Source organism: Variovorax sp. YR266 (genome assembly GCF_900107295.1).
GTDB lineage: Bacteria > Pseudomonadota > Gammaproteobacteria > Burkholderiales > Burkholderiaceae_C > Variovorax.
In genome coordinates this window covers 557,697-576,362 of record NZ_FNPM01000002.1, presented here as the reverse complement: position 1 = coordinate 576,362, position 18,666 = coordinate 557,697, and the positions used below count along the sequence as shown (strand labels likewise).

General features: G+C 65.9%; 19 protein-coding genes and 1 pseudogene. 17 read left to right on the top strand and 3 right to left on the bottom strand.

The window, feature by feature from the left end; all coding sequences use genetic code 11:
• Positions 1-35: 35 nt before the first annotated feature.
• The 16 genes and pseudogenes from BLW48_RS08265 (at position 36) to BLW48_RS08190 (ending at position 14,581) form a co-directional block, all read left to right on the top strand.
• Positions 36-1,331 (top strand): O-acetylhomoserine aminocarboxypropyltransferase/cysteine synthase family protein, encoded by a 1,296-nt coding sequence (locus tag BLW48_RS08265; RefSeq protein ID WP_093173959.1) that lies wholly within the window; start codon positions 36-38, stop codon positions 1,329-1,331.
• A gap of 17 nt (positions 1,332-1,348) precedes the next feature.
• Complete coding sequence (locus BLW48_RS08260; RefSeq protein WP_093054585.1) at positions 1,349-1,945, top strand: malonic semialdehyde reductase; 597 nt, start codon at positions 1,349-1,351, stop codon at positions 1,943-1,945.
• Positions 1,946-1,999: 54 nt separating this feature from the next.
• The gene (locus tag BLW48_RS08255; RefSeq protein ID WP_007829250.1) at positions 2,000-2,215 is read left to right on the top strand and encodes a TOBE domain-containing protein; all 216 of its coding nucleotides are present in this window, start codon (positions 2,000-2,002) and stop codon (positions 2,213-2,215) included.
• Positions 2,216-2,485: 270 nt separating this feature from the next.
• Positions 2,486-3,148, top strand: coding sequence for a peptidoglycan recognition protein family protein (locus BLW48_RS08250; protein ID WP_093173957.1), 663 nt, complete (start codon positions 2,486-2,488; stop codon positions 3,146-3,148).
• Positions 3,145-3,711, top strand: coding sequence for a hypothetical protein (locus tag BLW48_RS08245; RefSeq protein ID WP_093173955.1), 567 nt, complete (start codon positions 3,145-3,147; stop codon positions 3,709-3,711). The genes BLW48_RS08250 and BLW48_RS08245 overlap by 4 nt, the downstream gene beginning before the upstream one ends.
• Positions 3,712-3,890: 179 nt before the next feature.
• Positions 3,891-4,985 carry an ABC transporter substrate-binding protein gene (locus BLW48_RS08240; protein ID WP_093174173.1) on the top strand — a complete coding sequence of 365 codons (1,095 nt, stop codon included), beginning with the start codon at positions 3,891-3,893 and terminating at the stop codon, positions 4,983-4,985.
• Positions 4,982-6,346: an LLM class flavin-dependent oxidoreductase gene (locus BLW48_RS08235; protein WP_093173953.1), complete on the top strand. Its 1,365-nt coding sequence runs from the start codon at positions 4,982-4,984 to the stop codon at positions 6,344-6,346. Before BLW48_RS08240 ends, BLW48_RS08235 begins: the two co-directional genes overlap by 4 nt.
• On the top strand, positions 6,343-7,182 hold the full coding sequence (locus BLW48_RS08230) for an ABC transporter permease (RefSeq protein ID WP_093173951.1): 840 nt from the start codon (positions 6,343-6,345) through the stop codon (positions 7,180-7,182). The genes BLW48_RS08235 and BLW48_RS08230 overlap by 4 nt, the downstream gene beginning before the upstream one ends.
• A complete protein-coding gene (locus BLW48_RS08225; RefSeq protein ID WP_093054599.1) occupies positions 7,182-7,973 on the top strand; it encodes an ABC transporter permease in 792 nt (263 codons plus the stop codon). The genes BLW48_RS08230 and BLW48_RS08225 overlap by 1 nt, the downstream gene beginning before the upstream one ends.
• Positions 7,974-7,993: 20 nt before the next feature.
• Positions 7,994-8,770 (top strand): annotated as a pseudogene (locus BLW48_RS08220) (ABC transporter ATP-binding protein); the annotation flags it as partial.
• Positions 8,771-8,860: 90 nt separating this feature from the next.
• Positions 8,861-9,808, top strand: coding sequence for a TauD/TfdA dioxygenase family protein (locus BLW48_RS08215; protein ID WP_093174171.1), 948 nt, complete (start codon positions 8,861-8,863; stop codon positions 9,806-9,808).
• A 128-nt stretch (positions 9,809-9,936) separates the two neighbouring features.
• Positions 9,937-10,416 (top strand): rhodanese-like domain-containing protein, encoded by a 480-nt coding sequence (locus BLW48_RS08210; protein ID WP_093173949.1) that lies wholly within the window; start codon positions 9,937-9,939, stop codon positions 10,414-10,416.
• Positions 10,417-10,453: 37 nt separating this feature from the next.
• Positions 10,454-11,371: a serine O-acetyltransferase EpsC gene (gene epsC / locus BLW48_RS08205; protein ID WP_093054607.1), complete on the top strand. Its 918-nt coding sequence runs from the start codon at positions 10,454-10,456 to the stop codon at positions 11,369-11,371.
• Positions 11,368-11,637 (top strand): helix-turn-helix domain-containing protein, encoded by a 270-nt coding sequence (locus BLW48_RS08200; protein ID WP_081269389.1) that lies wholly within the window; start codon positions 11,368-11,370, stop codon positions 11,635-11,637. The genes epsC and BLW48_RS08200 overlap by 4 nt, the downstream gene beginning before the upstream one ends.
• A gap of 64 nt (positions 11,638-11,701) precedes the next feature.
• Complete coding sequence (locus BLW48_RS08195; protein ID WP_093173947.1) at positions 11,702-12,634, top strand: family 2A encapsulin nanocompartment shell protein; 933 nt, start codon at positions 11,702-11,704, stop codon at positions 12,632-12,634.
• A gap of 66 nt (positions 12,635-12,700) precedes the next feature.
• Positions 12,701-14,581, top strand: a complete 1,881-nt coding sequence (locus BLW48_RS08190; RefSeq protein ID WP_256330740.1) for a family 2A encapsulin nanocompartment cargo protein cysteine desulfurase — start codon at positions 12,701-12,703, stop codon at positions 14,579-14,581.
• On the opposite strand, the gene BLW48_RS08185 is transcribed toward BLW48_RS08190, so the two are convergent.
• Positions 14,578-15,573 (bottom strand): alpha/beta hydrolase family protein, encoded by a 996-nt coding sequence (locus tag BLW48_RS08185; protein WP_093174167.1) that lies wholly within the window; start codon positions 15,571-15,573, stop codon positions 14,578-14,580. The two genes, BLW48_RS08190 and BLW48_RS08185, sit on opposite strands and share 4 nt — an antisense overlap.
• Positions 15,574-15,716: 143 nt before the next feature.
• On the opposite strand from BLW48_RS08185, the gene BLW48_RS08180 reads away from it, so the two are divergent.
• Entirely contained in the window at positions 15,717-17,075 is a 1,359-nt protein-coding gene (locus BLW48_RS08180; RefSeq protein WP_093173945.1) for an NAD(P)/FAD-dependent oxidoreductase, read from the top strand.
• Here the strand turns inward: BLW48_RS08180 and BLW48_RS08175 are convergent.
• A complete protein-coding gene (locus BLW48_RS08175; RefSeq protein WP_093173943.1) occupies positions 17,067-17,723 on the bottom strand; it encodes an aspartate/glutamate racemase family protein in 657 nt (218 codons plus the stop codon). The two genes, BLW48_RS08180 and BLW48_RS08175, sit on opposite strands and share 9 nt — an antisense overlap.
• Before the next feature lie 5 nt (positions 17,724-17,728).
• The gene (panE, locus tag BLW48_RS08170; RefSeq protein ID WP_093173941.1) at positions 17,729-18,661 is read right to left on the bottom strand and encodes a 2-dehydropantoate 2-reductase; all 933 of its coding nucleotides are present in this window, start codon (positions 18,659-18,661) and stop codon (positions 17,729-17,731) included.
• Positions 18,662-18,666 lie beyond the last annotated feature (5 nt).

The following is an 18,666-nucleotide window of genomic DNA, read 5'->3' as shown; positions in this document are numbered from 1 at the left end:
TCTTTCATCCATCCGCCCCCTTGAAAGGCAGTCGCATGTCGCAGAACTGGAAATTCGAAACCCTGTCGGTGCACGCCGGCTACTCGCCCGAACCGACCACCCGCGCAGTGGCGCCGCCGATCTACCAGACGGTGGCCTATGCCTTCGACAGCGCGCAGCACGGCGCGGACCTGTTCGACCTGAAGGTGCCGGGCAACATCTACACCCGTATCAACAACCCCACGCAGGATGTGCTGGAGCAGCGCGTGGCCGCGCTTGAAGGCGGCATTGCGGCGCTGGCGCTGGCGCTGGCCTCGGGCCAGGCGGCCGTGACCTACGCGATCCAGACCATCGCCGAGGCCGGCGACAACATCATCAGCAGCACCGCGCTGTATGGCGGCACCTACAACCTGTTCGCCCACACGCTGCCGCAGTTCGGCATCACCACGCGCTTCGCGGACCACCGCGATCCGACAAGCTTCGAGAAGCTGTTCGACGAGAAGACCAAGGCGGTGTTCGTCGAATCGCTGGGCAACCCGGCGGGCAACGTGACCGACATCGCGGCCATTGCCGAGATCGCGCATCGCCATGGCGTGCCGCTGATCGTCGACAACACAGTGCCTTCGCCGTACCTGAGCCGGCCTATCGAACACGGCGCCGACATCGTGGTGCACTCGCTCACCAAGTACCTGGGCGGCCACGGCACCAGCATCGGCGGTGCCATCGTCGATTCGGGCAAGTTCCCGTGGGCCGAGCACAAGCAGCGCTTCAGGCGCCTGAACGAGCCTGACGTGAGCTACCACGGCGTGGTCTACACCGAGGCGCTGGGCCCGGCCGCCTACATCGGCCGCGCGCGCGTGGTGCCGCTGCGCAATACCGGTGCAGCCATCTCGCCGTTCAACGCCTTCCTGATCCTGCAGGGCATCGAGACGCTGGCACTGCGCATGGACCGCATCAGCAGCAACGCACTCGCGGTGGCGCAGCATCTGAAGCAAAGCAAGGCCGTGAATTGGGTGAACTACGCGGCGCTCGAAGACCACCCCGACTACCCGCTGGCCAAGAAGTACTTCGGCGGCCGCTCCAGCGGTGTGCTGACCTTCGGAATCGGTGCGGGTCGCGAGGGTGGGGCGAGGTTCCTCGATGCGCTGAAGCTCTTCACGCGCCTCGTGAACATCGGCGACGTGCGCTCGCTGGCCACGCACCCCGCCTCGACCACGCACCGGCAGCTGTCACCCGAGGAGCTGGCCAAGGCCGGCGTGACCGAAGACACCGTGCGCCTGTCGGTCGGCATCGAGCACATCGACGACCTGATCGCCGACCTCGACCAAGCGCTCGCAGCAGCGTCGAACTGAAACACCTTTTTGAAGACATGACCACACTGCAATCCATTCCCGAAGCCGCGCTGGACCAGCTGTTCCGCAAGGCCCGCACCGTGCACGCCTTCAAGCCCGTGCCCGTGACCGACGAACTGATCCACAAGCTCTACGACCTGCTGAAGTGGGGCCCGACCGCCTACAACGCCCAGCCGGCGCGCTACGTGTTCGTGCGCAGCGAAGAAGCCAAGGCGAAGCTGAAGCCAGCCGTGTCCGCGGGCAACACTGCGCAGACGCTGGCGGCCGGTGTCACGGTGATCGTGGCGCACGACACGCGCTTCTACGAGCACCTGCCCACGCAGTTCCCGGCCTACGACGCCAAGCCCTTCTTCGAGAAGAGCGCCGAAGCCGCACAGGCCACGGCCTTCCGCAACAGCAGCCTGCAGGGCGCCTACCTGATCCTGGCGGCGCGCTCCCTCGGGCTCGACGCGGGGCCGCAGTCGGGCTTCAACGCCGACCTGGTCGACAAAGCCTTCTTCCCCGACGGGCGCTACCGCGCCAACTTCCTCGTCAACCTCGGCGTGGCCGACCACGCCGGCACTTTCGAGCGCGGGCCGCGGCTGGCGTTCGACGACGTGGCCGAGATCGTCTGACGACACGGCCCATTCATCCATTCATTCCCGCTTCAACCTGAAAGAGAAACCATCATGTCCATCCAAGCCATCAACGTGCGCAACCAGTTCAAGGGCAAGGTCCGCGAGATCATCCGCGGCGACGTCGTCTCCGAAGTCGATGTCGAAACCGCCTGGGGCATCGTCACCTCGGTCATCACCACGCGCTCGGTCGACGAGCTGCAACTGAAGGTGGGCTCCGACGTGGTCGCGCTCGTGAAGTCGACTGAGGTTTCGATCGCGAAGCTCTGACGGACCCTCGGGCATCTGCGACAACCCGGCGCTGTCATGGCGCCGGGTTTTTTCGTTTCTGGGCTTCGTGTTTGCAGGGGTTTACAGGGTGTGGATTCATCGACCGTGCTGAATTTCTGGAATCCATCGAATCTTTCAAGACCCTGAATTTTCTTTGAAGACATCGCCATAGCATCCGCGCCGCGAGGTGCGATCCGTGTCGTGTGTCGATGCTGGGAAACGCCTCGTGAAGAGTCGTCAACCAATCAAAGATATTCAGGGAGGAACCCCATGCTCGTTGAAATTGACGAACACGGAATGCTCAGTCACGCGCGAGTTAGACATGCTCGCAGCCCGCAGATCGAGCGAGGGAAAAGAGCCGGAGCAATCACCGGCATCGTCGTGCACCAGACCGACGCCGATACTTCGGCGTCTTCATTGAACAGCTACAAGCGGCCTAAGGCGAATGGAGCACACTTTCTCATCGACAAGGATGGGACCATCTACCAGACGGCGGCGATTTATCAGCGTACGAATCATGTGGGGCCGTTGAAGGCGCGATGCCTGATCGCGGGGAAATGCCGCCCAGGCGATTTCAAGAACGTGGGGGCGGAGGGAATGCATCGCATCGAGATGCGCAAGCCACCAGGTGAGCGCTACCCGGGCAACATGGAAGCGATCGGCATCGAGATGGTCGGCAGGGCTAGGATGCCCGTGGGGTTCAAACCATCTGGCAAGGAGCTCGAGTGGTCACTCGAAAGAATACGAGGTGAACACGGCATATTCGACACGCCGACCGCGGCTCAGAATCAATCTCTCTCGTGGCTTGTCAGCGTACTCGCAGATTCGATAAAGATCGGTCCGACTGAAGTCTTTCGTCATCCTGTGGTCAGCAGCAAGAACATAACGGAGGCGCAAGGCGCGAATTGGAAACTGTCCATACCGACACCATGAACAAGATAAACATTCTCATGACTGCTGCGGCGCTGGTCGTGGTGGCCGCGGCATTTCCAGCACAAGCAGCCGATAGGCGATATCCGATTGCCTATGTGCAGAAAGTAGAGGTCACAGAACCTTCACGTCGAAACGTTGCTTGGGAGAACAAGGACTTCCTGAACTGCGACGACGTCGTTTTGACGGAGGAGGATGTCCGCTATGCCTTGTTGCATATGCGGAGAGTTTCGTGGAAAGGCTACGACCCGGAAAAGGTGGACGCCACGGGATGTGAGGGGGAGGCGCTTGTTACGTTCAAGAATGGACGAATCCTCGCCATGGGAATCGAGCCCACGGGGCGAATCGGTACAGCGGAGTTCGACGCAAGGATGAAGGTTGTCGCGGGCTCCACGAGTTTCTACGAATGCAGCCCTTGCCGGGAGCGCAAGATGGCTCTCCTGAAAGATGCACTGAACCGCGCGGATGAGCGAAGGCTCAAGAGGCTGGTGGCGGAAGGGCAGCTCTCTGCCAGCGAAGCGGAGTTTCGGTTGAAGTGGGTGCGAGCTGAACGCGACAAGCCCTGACATACCAACCAAGGCGTTCTCCCGCTGATTACCCGCTACGGCGGGTTATCTTTTGGCTATCTCCAAACGGCAATCACCCTTAGTCGCGGGGCGCATTAGAAAGCGCGAACAGCTTCCTTCCGCCTCGCGCATCCGCCTCGCAGAATCTTCTGGATTCATCGAAGCCAAGGTTGCCGCTCATGCTCAAACGTTCGTTTCTTCGTCACGCTGCTGCGTGGCCTTTGATCGCCGCCGCACCGCGCCTGCTGGCGGCCAACACCGAAACGCCGGCCACCATTCGCATTGGCGTGGCCACCGGCGGCGTGGGCAACCCGGTGCGCTTCGGCGGGTCGTCTGCGGCGCTGCTGCATGCCTTCGGCGGGCTCGAGGAAGAGTTCAAGGCTGACGGTACGAAGATCGAGTGGGTGTTCTTCAAGGGCGCGGGCCCGGCGGTGAACGAGGCACTGGTCAACAAGCAGCTCGACCTGGCCTGGCAGGGCGACCTGCCTTCCATCGTGCACCGCGCGGGCGGAGTCAAGACTCGGATCATCGCGGGCTCGGGCGTGCGCAACGGCCTCTACCTCGCGGTGCCGCCGGATTCGCCGGTCAAGCGCATCGAGGACCTGCGCGGCAAGCGCATCGCGCTCTACAAGGGCACGAACCTGCATCTCGCGGCCGTGCGCGCGCTGGCCGCGCACGGGCTGAAGGAAAGCGACGTCCGCCTCATCAACCTCGACCTGCCGGGCGCACAGGCTGCGCTGGCCACCAGGGACATCGACGGCGCGTTCGGCTATGTCGAACTGTTCGTGCTGCGCGACAAGGGCGCGGCGAAGGTGATCTATTCGGCTTCCGAGGATTCATTCAAGTACACGCGGCAAACCGTGCTGCTGGCCTCGGACGATTTCGCGCGGAGCTATCCCAAGGCCACGCAGCGCATCGTCAAGTCGCTGGTGACGGTGGCGCGGCGCTACTCCGACGAATCGCAGCGCGACGAAGTGTTCAGGCAATGGGGCAAGGCCGAGGTGGCCGAGAAATACTGGCGCGAGGACTTCATCGGCCAGCCGCTGCGCGTGCGCCTGTCGCCGCTGCTCGATCCGTTCCTGGTGCAGCGCTACAAGGATTCGGCCGAACAGGCACTGGCGCTCAAGTTGGTGCGCGGCAAGGCAGAGATCGACAACTGGTTCGATCGCAGCTTTCTCGATGCAGCGCTGCGCGAGCTGAAGCTGGAGAACTACTGGCCTGTGTACGAGGCCAATGGCGAAGTCAGCGGCAAGCAAGTGGCGGTGGCGCGATGAGCAGCAGCAAGCGGCAGATCAAGCTCAATGCCTTCCTGATGGCGACCGGCCATCATGTGGCGGCGTGGCGCCACCCCGATGTGCCGCTGCAGGCCGGGCTCGGTTTCGCGCACTACAAGGCGCTGGCGCAGACGGCGGAGCGCGCGAAGTTCGATGCGGTGTTCCTGGCCGACAGCGTGGGCATTCGAGATGCCTCGGCGTCGCGCACCCTGCATCGCAGCGCACGGGTCTCTGGCTTCGAGCCGTTGACGTTGCTGTCGGCGCTCGCGGCCGTGACCGAGCGGCTGGGCCTGATTGCCACGGTGTCGACCACCTACAACGAGCCGTATCACGTGGCGCGCAAGTTCGCCTCGCTCGATCACCTGAGCGGCGGACGTTCGGGCTGGAACGTCGTCACCTCGTCCAACGAGGCCGAGGCGCTGAACTTCAATCTCGACCGGCATCCCGAGCACGCGCTGCGCTACGAGCGCGCGCGGGAGTTCGTCGATGTGGTGACAGGGCTGTGGGATTCGTGGGATGACGATGCCTTCACGCACGACAAGGCGGCCGGCGAATACTTCGACCCCAGTCGGCTGCATGTGCTGGCGCACCAGGGAAAGCACTTTCGCGTGCGCGGCCCGCTCAACGTCGCGCGGCCGCCGCAGGGGCACCCGGTGGTGGTGCAGGCCGGTGCTTCGGAGGCGGGGCAGGCGCTGGCCGCTGCGACGGCGGAGGTGATCTTCACCGCGCAGCAGTCGCTGGCGGGCGCGCAGGCTTTCTATCGCGGCCTCAAGGCGCAGCTGGCGCACCATGGCCGCGACCCCGAGGGGCTCAAGATTTTGCCGGGCGTGTTCCCCGTGGTGGGGCAGAGCGAGCAGCATGCGAAGGAAAAGCTCGAGGAGCTGCAATCACTGATTCCGCCCGACGTGGGCGTGGCGCTGCTGTCGACGGTGATCGGTGGCATCGACCTGACGGGCTACCCGGTCGATGGCCCGCTGCCCGGCAACTTGCCAGAGCCGAACGGGCCCAAGAGCCGCTTCCGGCTCGTGACCGAACTGGCGCGCACCGAGGGCCTGAGCATCCGCCAGCTCTACCAGCGCGTGGGCACGGCGCGCGGTCACTGGTCGATTCACGGCACGGCCTCGCAGATCGCCGACCAGCTGCAGCAGTGGTTCGAAGAAGAGGCGGCCGACGGCTTCAACGTCATGCCGCCGACCTTGCCCGGCGGGCTGGATGACTTCGTGACGCAGGTGGTGCCAGAGCTTCGGCGCCGCGGCCTGTTCCGCCATGAGTACGAAGGCCGCACGCTGCGCGAGAACCTGGGGCTGGCGCGGCCCGCGAACCGGCATCTGCTGGCGCGTGATCTCAAGGCCGCCGCATGAGTGCGGTGCTGCCTCCGGAGCTGTCGCTCCCGGTCGTCGGGCGAGCATCGCCCCTTGCGGCATGGCGCCGATGGCTGCCAGGCTCGGCACGCCTGTTGCTGGCCTGGCCGGTGCCGCTGGCCGTGCTGCTGCTGTGGCACATCGCGGCGCGCAACGAATGGATCGCGCCGCAGGTGCTGCCGTCGCCGGAAGCAGTGGCAGCGACTTTCGCCGATGCGCTGAGCAGCGGCGAGCTGCTCGACAACCTGCGCATCAGCCTCTGGCGTGTGTTCGCCGGCTTCGGCGTCGGGCTGGTGGGCGGGTTGCTGATCGGCACTGCGATGGGGTTGTCGCCGACCTTCAAGGACTACGTCTATCCGCTGTTCAAGGCCTTCGCGCAGGTGCCGGTGCTCGGCTGGCTGCCGCTGCTGATGCTGCTGGTGGGCATCGACGAGGCGCTCAAGATCATCCTGATCGCCAAGGCTTCGCTGGTGCCCATTGCGCTCAACACCTACAAGGGCATCCAGAACGTTCCCACGCGCTACATCGAAGTGGCGCGCGTGTTCCGGTTCAGCCGCTGGCAGTTGCTGTCGCGCGTGGTGTTCCCGGCCGCGGCAGCGCCCATCTGGAACGGCGTGCGCTACGGCTTCACGCACGCCTGGCTCGCGCTGGTGGTGGTCGAGTTGCTGGCGTCGAGCGAAGGGCTTGGCTACATGATCGTGTTCGGGCGGCAGCTGTTCCAGCTCGACGTGGTGCTGGCGGCGGTGGTGATGGTGGGCCTGGTCGGCTTCGTGCTCGACAAGCTGCTCGCGCTGATCGATACGTGGTTGCTGCGCTGGCGGCGGGCGGGGTTCTGATGAGTGCCGGGAACCTCTTTCGCCGCGTGCCGAAACCCCTGCGCGGCTGGGTGCTGCCTGCATTGCTGGTGGCGCTCTGGTGGGCAGCCTTCCGCTTCGGCTGGTCGAGTTCGCCGCTGCTGGTGTCTATCGACAGCGTCTGGCAACAGGCGGTGGAGCAGGCCACGAGCGGGGAGCTGTGGGTAGGGCTCTCCGCCAGCCTGTGGCGCGACCTGGCTGGCTTCGCCATCGGCGCGAGCGCGGGGCTGCTGTTCGGCGCGGCGCTGGGCCTGTCGCGGCTGTTCGAGAACCTGGTGGGGCCGGGCTTCCACACGCTCAAGCAGATCTCGCTGTTCGCATGGATTCCGCTGCTGTCCGTGTGGTTCGGGCTGGGTGACGCGGCCAAGGTGGCCTTTCTGTCGCTCGCGGCTTTCTTTCCGGTGGTGCTCAACACCTTCGAGGGCATTCGCAGCGTGCCGGGCGACCTGGTCGAGGTGGCGCGGGTGCTGCGCTTCAACCGCTGGCAGTTGTTCATGCGCGTGGTGCTGCCGAGCGCGTCGCCGTCGATCTTCGCGGGCATTCACCTGGCGCTGATCTACGCATGGCTTGCCACGCTCGGGGCGGAGTACCTGCTGGTCTCGGGCAAGGGCATCGGCAACACCATGATCGATGGGCGCGACCACTTCCGCATGGACTTGGTGATCTTCGGCGTGATCGTGGTCGGGCTCGTGGGCTTCACGCTCAACTGGATCGCCACGCGCATCGAGAACCGCCTGCTGGCCTGGCGCGGACGTTCCGTGGCCGGCTTCTGAACAAGAGAAAGAACAACGCAATGGCACACGCCGCCACGCTGGAAATACGCCAGCTCAGCAAGCAATACGAGGTCGAGGGCGCACCGTTGAAGGTGCTCGACGACATCAGCCTGACCATCACGCCGGGTGAGTTCGTCAGCATCGTGGGCTCCAGCGGATGCGGCAAGTCGACGCTGCTGCGGCTGGTCGTCGGCCTCGAAGCGGACTACCGCGGCGAGGTACTCATCGACGGGAATCGCATCGTCGGCACCAGCCTCGATCGCGGCATCGTGTTCCAGGAGCACCGGCTGTTCCCGTGGCTCACGGTGCGGGACAACATCGCGCTGGGCCTGCTCAATGCCGGGCTCGGTGCACAGCAGAAGCGCAAGGAGGTGCAGGCGCACATCGAGCTGGTCGGGCTCAAGGGTTTCGAGAGTGCCTATCCGCATCAGCTGTCGGGTGGCATGTCGCAGCGCGTGGCGATTGCGCGGGCGCTGGTGAACCGGCCCGAGATATTGCTGCTCGATGAGCCTTTCGGTGCGCTCGACGCGATGACGCGCGCGCATCTGCAGCAGGAGCTGCACCGCATCTGGCAGGCCGAGGGCATCACCATGATCCTCGTCACGCACGACGTGGAGGAGGCCGTCTACCTTGGCGACAAGGTGGTGGTGATGGAGCCGCGACCCGGGCGCATCCGCCGCATCGTGCCGGTGGAGCTTGCACATCCGCGCAACCGCGTGGACCTTGCCTTCACCCACGTCAAGGAAGAGGTGCTGCGCGAGTTCGCGGGCACGCCGCCACCGGCCGAAGCGCCGCTGTATCCGGTGGGTGGTCTGCCTGCCGGCCTGCGCTTTGCCTATTGCGCCTTTGTTTCTTTCCTTTCTTCCATCAACCAAAGAGGACCTTCGATGAGCGCCATTCTTTCTTCCCCGGTCGTTGCGCAGGACAACGAACTCGACATCGTCCGGCAGGCCGGCCACATCGGCGCGGAGGTGCGCGGCGTGCGTCTTTCGGGCGCGCTGCAACCCGAGGTGTTCGGTGCCATCAAGGCCGCGCTGCTCAAGCACAAGGTGCTGTTCTTCCGCGGCCAGCAGCACCTGGACGATGCGCAGCAGGAAGCCTTCGGGCGCCTGTGGGGCGAACTGGTGCCGCACCCGACCGTGCCCTCGAAGGACGGCACGCGGCTGCTGGAGCTCGACTCACGCCACGGCGGCCGCGCTAATTCGTGGCACACCGACGTGACCTTCGAGGTCGCCTATCCGCAGGTGTCGATCCTGCGCGCGGTGGTGATCCCGGCCTATGGCGGCGACACCGTCTGGGCCAACACGGTGGCGGCCTACGAGAGCCTGCCCGATGACCTCAAGGCGTTGGCCGACCGGCTGCGCGCCATTCACGGCAACGACTACGACTACGCCGCCGCGCGCCTGCCGGTCGACCTGGACGACGAGGGCGCCCGTCGCTACAAGGAAGTGTTCACGCGCCGCCTGCTCGAAGCCGAGCACCCGGTGGTGCGCGTGCACCCCGAAACCGGCGAGCGCAGCCTGGTGCTGGGCCATTTCGTGAAGAGGCTGGCCGGCCATTCGACGCACGACTCGGGCCATCTGCTGAGCGTGCTGCAGAGCCATGTGCACCGCCTGGAGAACACGGTGCGCTGGCGCTGGACGCAGGGCGACGTGGCGATCTGGGACAACCGCGCCACGCAGCACTACGCAATCAATGACTACGGCGACCAGCACCGCGTGGTGCGGCGGGTGACTATCGCGGGCGACGTGCCCTATGGCGTGGATGGCGCGACGAGCGTGGACCGGACGGCCCCGGCCGTGCGCGCTGCCGAAGCTGCGGAAGCGGCTGCCTGAGCCTGTTTCTATAGATCGGATGGTTGTTAGGAATCGACTTTTCAGTTGTTTGAGCTTCGGCGTGCGGCTCCTACAGTGGTGGTTATCGCCATCAAGGCGTATCCAACGCACAACAGGAGCCGCACAGCATGTCAGTGGAAGTTGAAGAACTCGTCTTGCCCGAAGCACTGGAACAGGCGCGCGCCAAGGCCGCCGAAAGCAATTGGCCCTATGCCGGCGGCGTGACGCCACCGGTGGCCTGGGAACTGGTGCAGAACGGCCATGCCGTTCTGGTCGATGTGCGTTCGGGCGAAGAGCGCAAGTTTGTCGGCCACGTGCCCGACAGCCTGCATGTGGCCTGGGCCACGGGCACGGCGCTCACGCGCAACCCGCGCTTCGTGCGCGAACTCGAGGCCAAGCTGGCGAAAGACGGCGGCAAGGACGCCGTGGTGCTGCTGCTGTGCCGCAGCGGCAAGCGCTCCGCACTGGCCGCCGAGGCGGCTGCCAAGGCCGGTTTCACGAACGTCTTCAACGTGCTCGAAGGTTTCGAGGGCGAGATCGACGCGCACCAGCACCGTGGCGGTGCAGACGGCTGGCGTTTCCACAAGCTGCCGTGGGTGCAGGACTGAAATCTCCAACACAAGACGTTCCCCGGGAGAAAAACACATGGCCCATTTCGAGGTAAGCGACATCGTGCGTGCGCTGCATGGCGTGCGCGACGAGTGGCGCGATTCGCAGCGTCGATCGCGGGAGCCCGGTGCGCGCGAGTTTCCGTCGCGCGACGCGCTCGCGCAGATCGTCGAGTCGCTGAAAGGTGCGCTCTTTCCGATGCGGCTCGGCCCGCCGGACCTGCGCCACGAGAGCGAAGACTTCTATGTCGGCCACACGCTCGACGCAGCCCTGCAGGCGCTGCTCGTGCAGGCCCGGTTGGAACTGAACTTCAACGCGCGCCATGAGCCACGCCCCGCGAGCGAGATCGACGACACGGCCACCGAGGCCGTGCGCCGGTTCGCGAACGCGCTGCCCGGCCTGCGCCGCCTGCTCGACAGCGACGTGCTCGCGGCCTACCAGGGCGACCCCGCCGCGCGCAGCGTCGACGAGGTGCTGCTGTGCTACCCCGGCGTGCTCGCGATGATTCATCACCGCTTGGCGCATGAGCTCTACAAGCTCGGCCTGCCGCTGCTGGCGCGCATCGTGGCCGAGCTCTCGCATGGGCAGACGGGCATCGACATCCACCCGGGCGCGCAGATCGATGCGGGCTTCTTCATCGACCACGGCACGGGCGTCGTCATCGGCGAGACGGCCGTCATCGGCAAGCGCGTGCGGCTCTACCAGGCCGTCACGCTCGGCGCCAAGCGCTTTCCGACCGACACCGAAGGCAACCTGCAGAAGGGCCTGCCGCGGCATCCGGTGGTGGAAGACGACGTGGTCATCTACGCGGGCGCGACGATCCTCGGACGGGTCACGCTGGGCAAGGGCGCCGTCATTGGCGGCAATGTCTGGATTACCGACGACGTGCCGCCAGGCGCGAGCGTCACGCAGGCCAGCCTGCAGAACGCACCGAAAGCGGGTGGGGCAGCATGAAAGCATTTGTAGAAGACTTCGGCGTGACTATCCGCCAGCTGCGTGAGGGCAAGGGCTGGTCGCAGGAGGAGCTGGCTGAGCGCTCCGATCTGAACCGCTCCTACGTGGGCGAGATCGAACGCGGCCGTGTCATTCCATCGATCGTCACCGCGCAAAAACTCGCGACCGCGCTGGGCATCAACATGGTCGGCCTGCTCATGCGCTGCGAGCAACTGGAGCAATCGCGCCTTGCAAGAAGGATCAACTTGGCGGCTATAGCCTGTTGAGGGAAAACCCGTGGCCGCCGGACACTGGCGGCCACTTTTTCCTTAACACCCGGAGCCCTGATCCATGAGCGCAACAGTTGGTGGTACGACCGCCCTTGGCGACAACGCCGCAAGACAGCTAGCCAATGCCACCAAGACAGTCCCCCAGCTCGAGACCATCAGCCCCCGCTGGCTGACGCACCTGCTGCAATGGGTGCCGGTGGAGGCGGGCATCTACCGCGTCAACAAGGTCAAGAACCCCGAGTCGATCAAGGTCACCTGCACCTCGCGCGAAGAAGAAAACCAGCTGCCGCGCACCTTCGTGGACTACGAAGAGAACCCGCGCGAGCACTACCTCAATGCCGTGAGCACCGTGCTCGACGTGCACACCCGCATCTCCGATCTCTACAGCAGCCCGCACGACCAGATCAAGGAGCAGCTGCGCCTGACGATCGAGACGATCAAGGAGAACCAGGAGAGCGAGCTCATCAACAACCCTGACTACGGCCTGCTGGCCCAGGTGGCGGAAGAGCAGCGCATCTTTCCGCTGACCGGCGCACCCACGCCCGACGATTTGGACGAGCTGCTGACCAAGGTGTGGAAGGAGCCCGCGTTCTTCCTTACGCACCCGCTGGCCATTGCCGCCTTCGGCCGCGAAGCCACGCGTCGCGGCACGCCGCCGCCGACCGTGAGCCTGTTCGGCTCGCAGTTCATCACCTGGCGCGGCATTCCGCTGATTCCGTCGAACAAGGTGCCGGTGGCCGACGGCAAGAGCAAGATCCTGCTGCTGCGCGTGGGCGACAAGCGCCAGGGCGTGGTGGGGCTGTTCCAGCCCGGTCTGTCGGGCGAGCAGGGTCCGGGGCTGTCGGTGCGCTTCATGGGCATCAACAACCATGCGATCGCGTCGTACCTGATCTCGCTGTACTGCTCGCTCGCGGTGTTGACCACTGATGCGCTGGCGGTGCTCGACGACGTCGAGATCGGCAAGTACCACGACTACACCGACACCTACAAGTAAGCCGCGGTGAGCAGCACTCCATCGATTCCGGGCGAGGCGCCGTTCGATCCGGCCATCCTCGCGCGCATGGCGAGCGCCATGTTCGCTGCACTGCCGGGCACGCCGCCAAGCTCGCTGCCCGGTGTGGCGAGCGGGCTGGTGCCGGGCGCGCAGTTTCCCGCCAACATTGCGCCGCCGGGTTCGCCGCTGGCGAGCCCTGCCGGCTTCGGGCCGAGCGTGCCGGGCACGCCGATTCCGCAAGGGCAGATTCCCGGCGCCAACGTGCTGCCGGCATCGCCCACGCAACTGCCTTCGCTTGCGAACCGCGCGCCGGCCTTGCTGCCGCATGCGGTGGCGGGCAATGGCGTGCCGGACACGGTGCTGTCTGTGGCGCCGGCTTTCGAGCCGCGCTCGGGTGGCACGGTGCAAGGCGTGCCACAGGTGAATGCGCCCGCGACGCCGCAGGCCGCGGCCTCGCCGTTCTACTTCGTGGGCAACAGCTACGGCCATCCGTCGGCGGGTGCGACCGATGGCATTGCGATCCACGATCCGTTCGCGGGTCTTGCGTTGCCGCCAACGGCCGCGCCCGTCTCGCCACCGAGCTCGCCATCGGCGCCGGGCGGCCGCGATGCGCAGTTCTACTTCGTCGATGCGGTGCGCCTGCCCAACGGCTTCGTCACGCCGGCCAAGCCCGATCCGCGCGGTCCCGATGCCGTGCCGCTGGCCGGCAGCGGCCAGCATCCGCCGTTCGACGTCAACGCCGTGCGGCGCGACTTCCCGATCCTGCAGGAGCGGGTGAACGGCAGGCAGCTGGTGTGGTTCGACAACGCGGCCACCACGCACAAGCCGCAGTCGGTCATCGACCGCATCGCGTACTTCTACGAGCACGAGAACTCGAACATCCACCGTGCGGCGCACGAGCTGGCCGCGCGCGCGACCGACGCCTACGAAGGCGCGCGCGAACGCGTTCGCAAGTTCATCAACGCGCCGGAAGTCGAAGAGGTGATCTTCGTGCGCGGCACCACCGAGGCCATCAACCTTGTGGCCAAGAGCTGGGGCGGGCAGCACGTGGGCGAGGGCGACGAGATCATCGTGTCGAACCTCGAGCACCACGCCAACATCGTGCCGTGGCAGCAGCTCGCCGCCGCCAAGGGCGCGAAGCTGCGCGTGATTCCGGTGGACGATTCGGGCCAGGTGCTGCTGGACGACTACCGCAAGCTGCTCAATGACCGCACGAAGATCGTCGCAGTCACGCAGGTCTCGAACGCGCTGGGCACCGTGGTGCCGGTGAAGGAGATTGTCGAGCTGGCGCACCGTGCGGGCGCGAAGGCGCTGGTCGACGGCGCGCAGTCGGTCTCGCACATGCGGGTGGACGTGCAGGACATCGGCGCCGATTTCTTCGTGTTCTCCGGCCACAAGGTGTTCGGCCCCACCGGCATCGGCGTGGTGTGGGGCAAGCGCGAAGTGCTCGAAGACATGCCCCCGTGGCAGGGCGGCGGCAACATGATTGCCGACGTGACCTTCGAGAAGACGGTGTTCCAGCCGATCCCGAACAAGTTCGAGGCCGGCACCGGCAACATCGCCGACGCCGTGGGGCTGGGCGCCGCTATCGACTACGTCAACAAGATCGGCATTGAGAACATCGCGCGCTACGAGCATGACCTGCTGGTGTATGGCATGCGGCAGCTCGGCGCGATTCCGGGTGTGCGGCTGATCGGCACGGCGGCCGACAAAGCCAGCGTGATGTCCTTCGTGCTCGACGGCTACACCACCGAGGAGGTGGGGCATGCGCTGAACGACGAGGGCATTGCGGTGCGCACAGGGCACCATTGTGCGCAGCCGATCCTGCGGCGCTTCGGTGTCGAGACGACGGTGCGGCCCTCGCTGGCGTTCTACAACACCTTCGACGAGGTTGATCGGCTGGTGGCTGTGGTGCGGCGGCTGTCGTCGCAGCGGCGTGCGGGCTAGGGCTTTGGCGCCAGGTGCTGCCTGAAGAAGGCAAGCACCTCGGCGTTGAGCCCGGCATGGAACGCCACGCGGTCGAAGCCCGGCCCGTCGCGGCAGATCTCGGGCAGTGCGCTGGCCATGGCAGGTGAGCACGGCGCGAGGAAAGCGAAGTGCGCGGCGCCGGTTGCCACATGCCATTCGGGCGGCGCAGGCAGGTTGCGGCGAACCGCGGCCACGTTCTCGGGCGTGACGCCATCGCCGCCGTACTCGGAAGCCCAGAGCTGGATCGGTATCGTCACATTCTTCAGGCTGTCGGCATCGAAGACCATGCTGAGCGGGTCGGCGATCACGGCGGCCTTGATGCGGGTGTCATGGGTCAGCGGCGAGGCGAGCAGTTCCTGGAATCTCTGCCGCATCAGCGCGCACGCCGGGCCTTCCGGGGTCGATGCGCAGGGGGACGACGGCAAGGGCGGGAGCCGCTCGAAGTTCGGACGTGCACCGCTGAGCACAAGGCCCGTATAGCCGCCCCTTGAAAACCCATAGAAGCCGATCTGCCCGGCGGCGAGCCTGTCATGCGCGGGCCACTGCTGGAGCATGTGGTCGATCAGCCGCGCGATGTCGGTCGTGCGCGTTGCGAGTGCCGAAATCTTGTCGCCCGGGCCGCCCCGGATCTGGGAGTTGTCGTCCGAATGGCTGATGGCGGCGACCACGAAGCCCGCGTCGGCCAGCGCCTGTGCCGTGTCGTAGTGGCCGAGGAATGAGCCTCCATACCCATGCGACAGCACGATCAACGGCAGCCGGCTGCCGTCGATCGGGCAATCACGTACGCCAGAGATGGTGGAGCGGCCGAGCCTGATTTCGCCAGCTGGCGCGGCGCAGGGCGTCCACACGGCGCCGTGCAGCGCCGGGCCTTTCTGGTCGGCAGGTATCTCGATGGTGGTGAAGCCCGAGGCCTGGGCAAGCGTCGCCGAAAGCCAGAAGACGGCGAGGAAGAGGAAGCGAAGAATGGGCATGGCGAGTCGGTCCTGCATGAGGATGGGAGTCGGCCTGCAGTGTGCTGCTGCCCGGCGGGCGCCGCTTAGCCGACTTTGCTATCTTTCTTCGAGCGGCCGGCGCGCTATGCTTGACCTTTGTTAACAATGTCGCTTGTCCACGCATGTCCTTGCCCCAAGCTTCTTCCTCCGCCCCCCAGATGGCCGATGAATCCTGCGACGTGATGGTTGTGGGCGGTGGTCCCGCCGGCTCGACCATCGCCGCGCTGCTGGCCCAGCAGGGCCGCAAGGTGGTGCTGCTCGAAAAGGCGCATCACCCGCGCTTTCACATCGGCGAATCGCTGTTGCCCGGGAACGTCGAGTTGTTCGAGAGGCTTGGCGTGCGCGACCAGGTCGACAAGATCGGCATGCCGAAGTTCGGCATCGAGTTCGTCTCGCCCGAACACGAGCACCGCAGCTATGTGGAATTTGCCGAGGGCATGGACAAGTCGCTCGACTCCGCCTGGCAGGTGCGCCGCTCCGAACTTGACGAGCTGCTGTTCCGCAATGCGGCCACGCGCGGCGCGCAGACCATCGAAGGCTGCAAGGTGCGCGACGTGGCCTTCGATGCCGACGGCGCCACGGTGCAGGCCGAAATGGACGACGGCGCGCGCCGCAGCTGGCGCGCCCGCTTCGTGGTCGACGCCACCGGCCGCGACACGCTGCTGGCCAACAAATTCCGTTGCAAGGAAAAGAACCCCGACCACAACAGCACCGCGCTGTTCGGCCACTTCACGAATGCCGAACGGCTCGAAGGCAAGAAGGAAGGAAACATCAGCATCTGCTGGTTTCCGCATGGCTGGTTCTGGTTCATTCCGCTGGCCGACGGCACCACCAGCGTGGGCGCGGTCTGCTGGCCGTACTACCTGAAGACGCGCGACAAGCCGCTGAAGGAGTTCTTCTACGACACCATCGCCACCTGCCCGGTGCTGGTGGAACGCCTGAAGAACGCCACGCTGGTCGACGACGCGGTGCACGCCACCGGCAACTTCTCGTACTCGAGCACGCACGCCACGGGCGACCGCTACCTGTTGCTGGGCGACGCCTTCACCTTCATCGACCCGATGTTTTCCTCGGGCGTGTACCTCGCGATGCACAGTGCCTTCGACGGCGCCGAACTGGTGGCGAAGGCGCTCGACCGGCCGGCCGAACTGGCGGCCGCACGCAAGGACTTCGAGGCCATGATGCGCAAGGGCCCGCGCGAGTACTCGTGGTTCATCTACCGCGTGACCAACCCGACCATCCGCGACATGTTCATGCACCCGGGCAATCCGTTCCGCGTGAAGGAGGGGCTGATGTCGCTGCTGGCCGGCGACATCTACCGCGGCACGCCGACGCGCGGGCCACTCGGCATGTTCAAGTTTCTGTACTACTTCATCTCCGTCACGCACATGCGGCGTACCTGGGAGGGGTGGAAGCGGCACCGCTTCAACATCCGGGACATGGGGATGCTGAAGGGGGAGACGATCCTCAAGTCAGACTAGCGCCAGCGCCACGGCGTGCCGGGCACCCAGCGCGGGGCTGCTGAGCACGTCGATGCCGAGGTCCGCGAGCAGGGCGGCCGCGGGGGCCATCGAGGCCTGGGCCAGCACTACGACGTCGGCCCCACCTGCCGCAGCGCGGATCGCGCGGGCCAGGGTTTCGATGTAGCGAGCGTTGTCGCCTGTTTCGAAATGGGGCCACGCTTCTTCGACCAGCAACGTGCTCGGCTGCACCGCGATGCCTGCGTTTGCCGCGGCGGAACGCACCAGTTTCATCGTTGGCCCGAGCGTGCTTTCGACCGCTGCCACAACCAGCACGCGCGGCCCTGTGCGTACCGCGCGGTCGGCCATGGCGTGATCGATGCGCAGGGCCTTGAAGGTATCGCCTGTGGGCATTTGTTCGGCGATGGCACCGATGGTCGAGCAGGTGCACACCACGACTTTCGCGCCGCTGGAGGCGGCTTCGTGCATGGCGTGGTGAACGCGGGCGATCAGGTCTGTGTCGTCGGTGCCCACGACACGCGCGTCGGCCAGCAGGTCCGCTTGCACGAGATGTCGCACACGCAGGCCAGGCGCCATCTCGGCCACCAGCTGCTCGAAGGTCGGCACATGCACCTGTGCCGTGTGCAGGAACGCCAGCGCGTCGCGCATGACGCTCAGGCTGCCGTACGGGCGTGCTGCGCTTCGTAGGCTTTCAGGTGGACGTAGGCCGTGCGCAGCACCGACGGCACTGGCAGGTTGCTCGGCGCCGCGCGGCCCAGCAGATCGCCGACGATGTGGTCGGCCTCGACCGCCGCGCCGCGCACCATGTCCTTGTACATCGACGCGGTCATCGGCGAGCCGGCGGTCGTCATGATGGCGCGACCACGCTGCACGGCTGCGGCCCGCGGCGCGAAGCCGTTGTGCGTGGCGATGGCGCAGCATTCGTCGAAGATCGACAGCGCCACGTCCTGTCCGCCAGCGGCCACGATGTCGCCGATGGACGCGCGCATCAGGCTGGTGAGGCCCGCCGCCGAGGCGATGAAGACCCACTTTTCCCACATGTCCTGCATGATGTTTTCGCTGGCCGTGGCGTCGAACTTCGCGCCCGCGAACTGGGCTGCGATTGCATCGACGCGGGCCGAGCGGCCGCCGGCGCGTTCGCCATAGCTCAGGCCGTGCATGTCGTTCAGATGCAGCACGCGGCCCTCGTCGTCGAGCGTGGCGGAGATCATGCAAAGGCCACCCAGCACGCGCTCGCTGCCGAAGCGTTCAGCCAGCCGGTCGATGTGCTTCATGCCGTTGAGCAGCGGGAGGATCACGGTGTCGGGGCCGACTGCCGGCGCGAACGAGTCCATCGTCGAGTCGAGGTCGTAGGCCTTGCTGCCGACCACGACCACGTCATACGGGCCATCGATGCCGTCGGCCAGCACGTGCTTCGGGGCAGGCAGCTGCAGGTTGCCGAAGGGGCTCTGCACCACCAGCCCGGTCTTCGCCAGTTGCGCCGCGCGGCGAGGGCGCAGCAGGAAGGTGACGTCGCGTCCCGCCTCCAGCAGACGGCCGCCAAAGTAACCACCGAGTGCGCCGGCACCCACCACCAGAAATCTCATCGCGC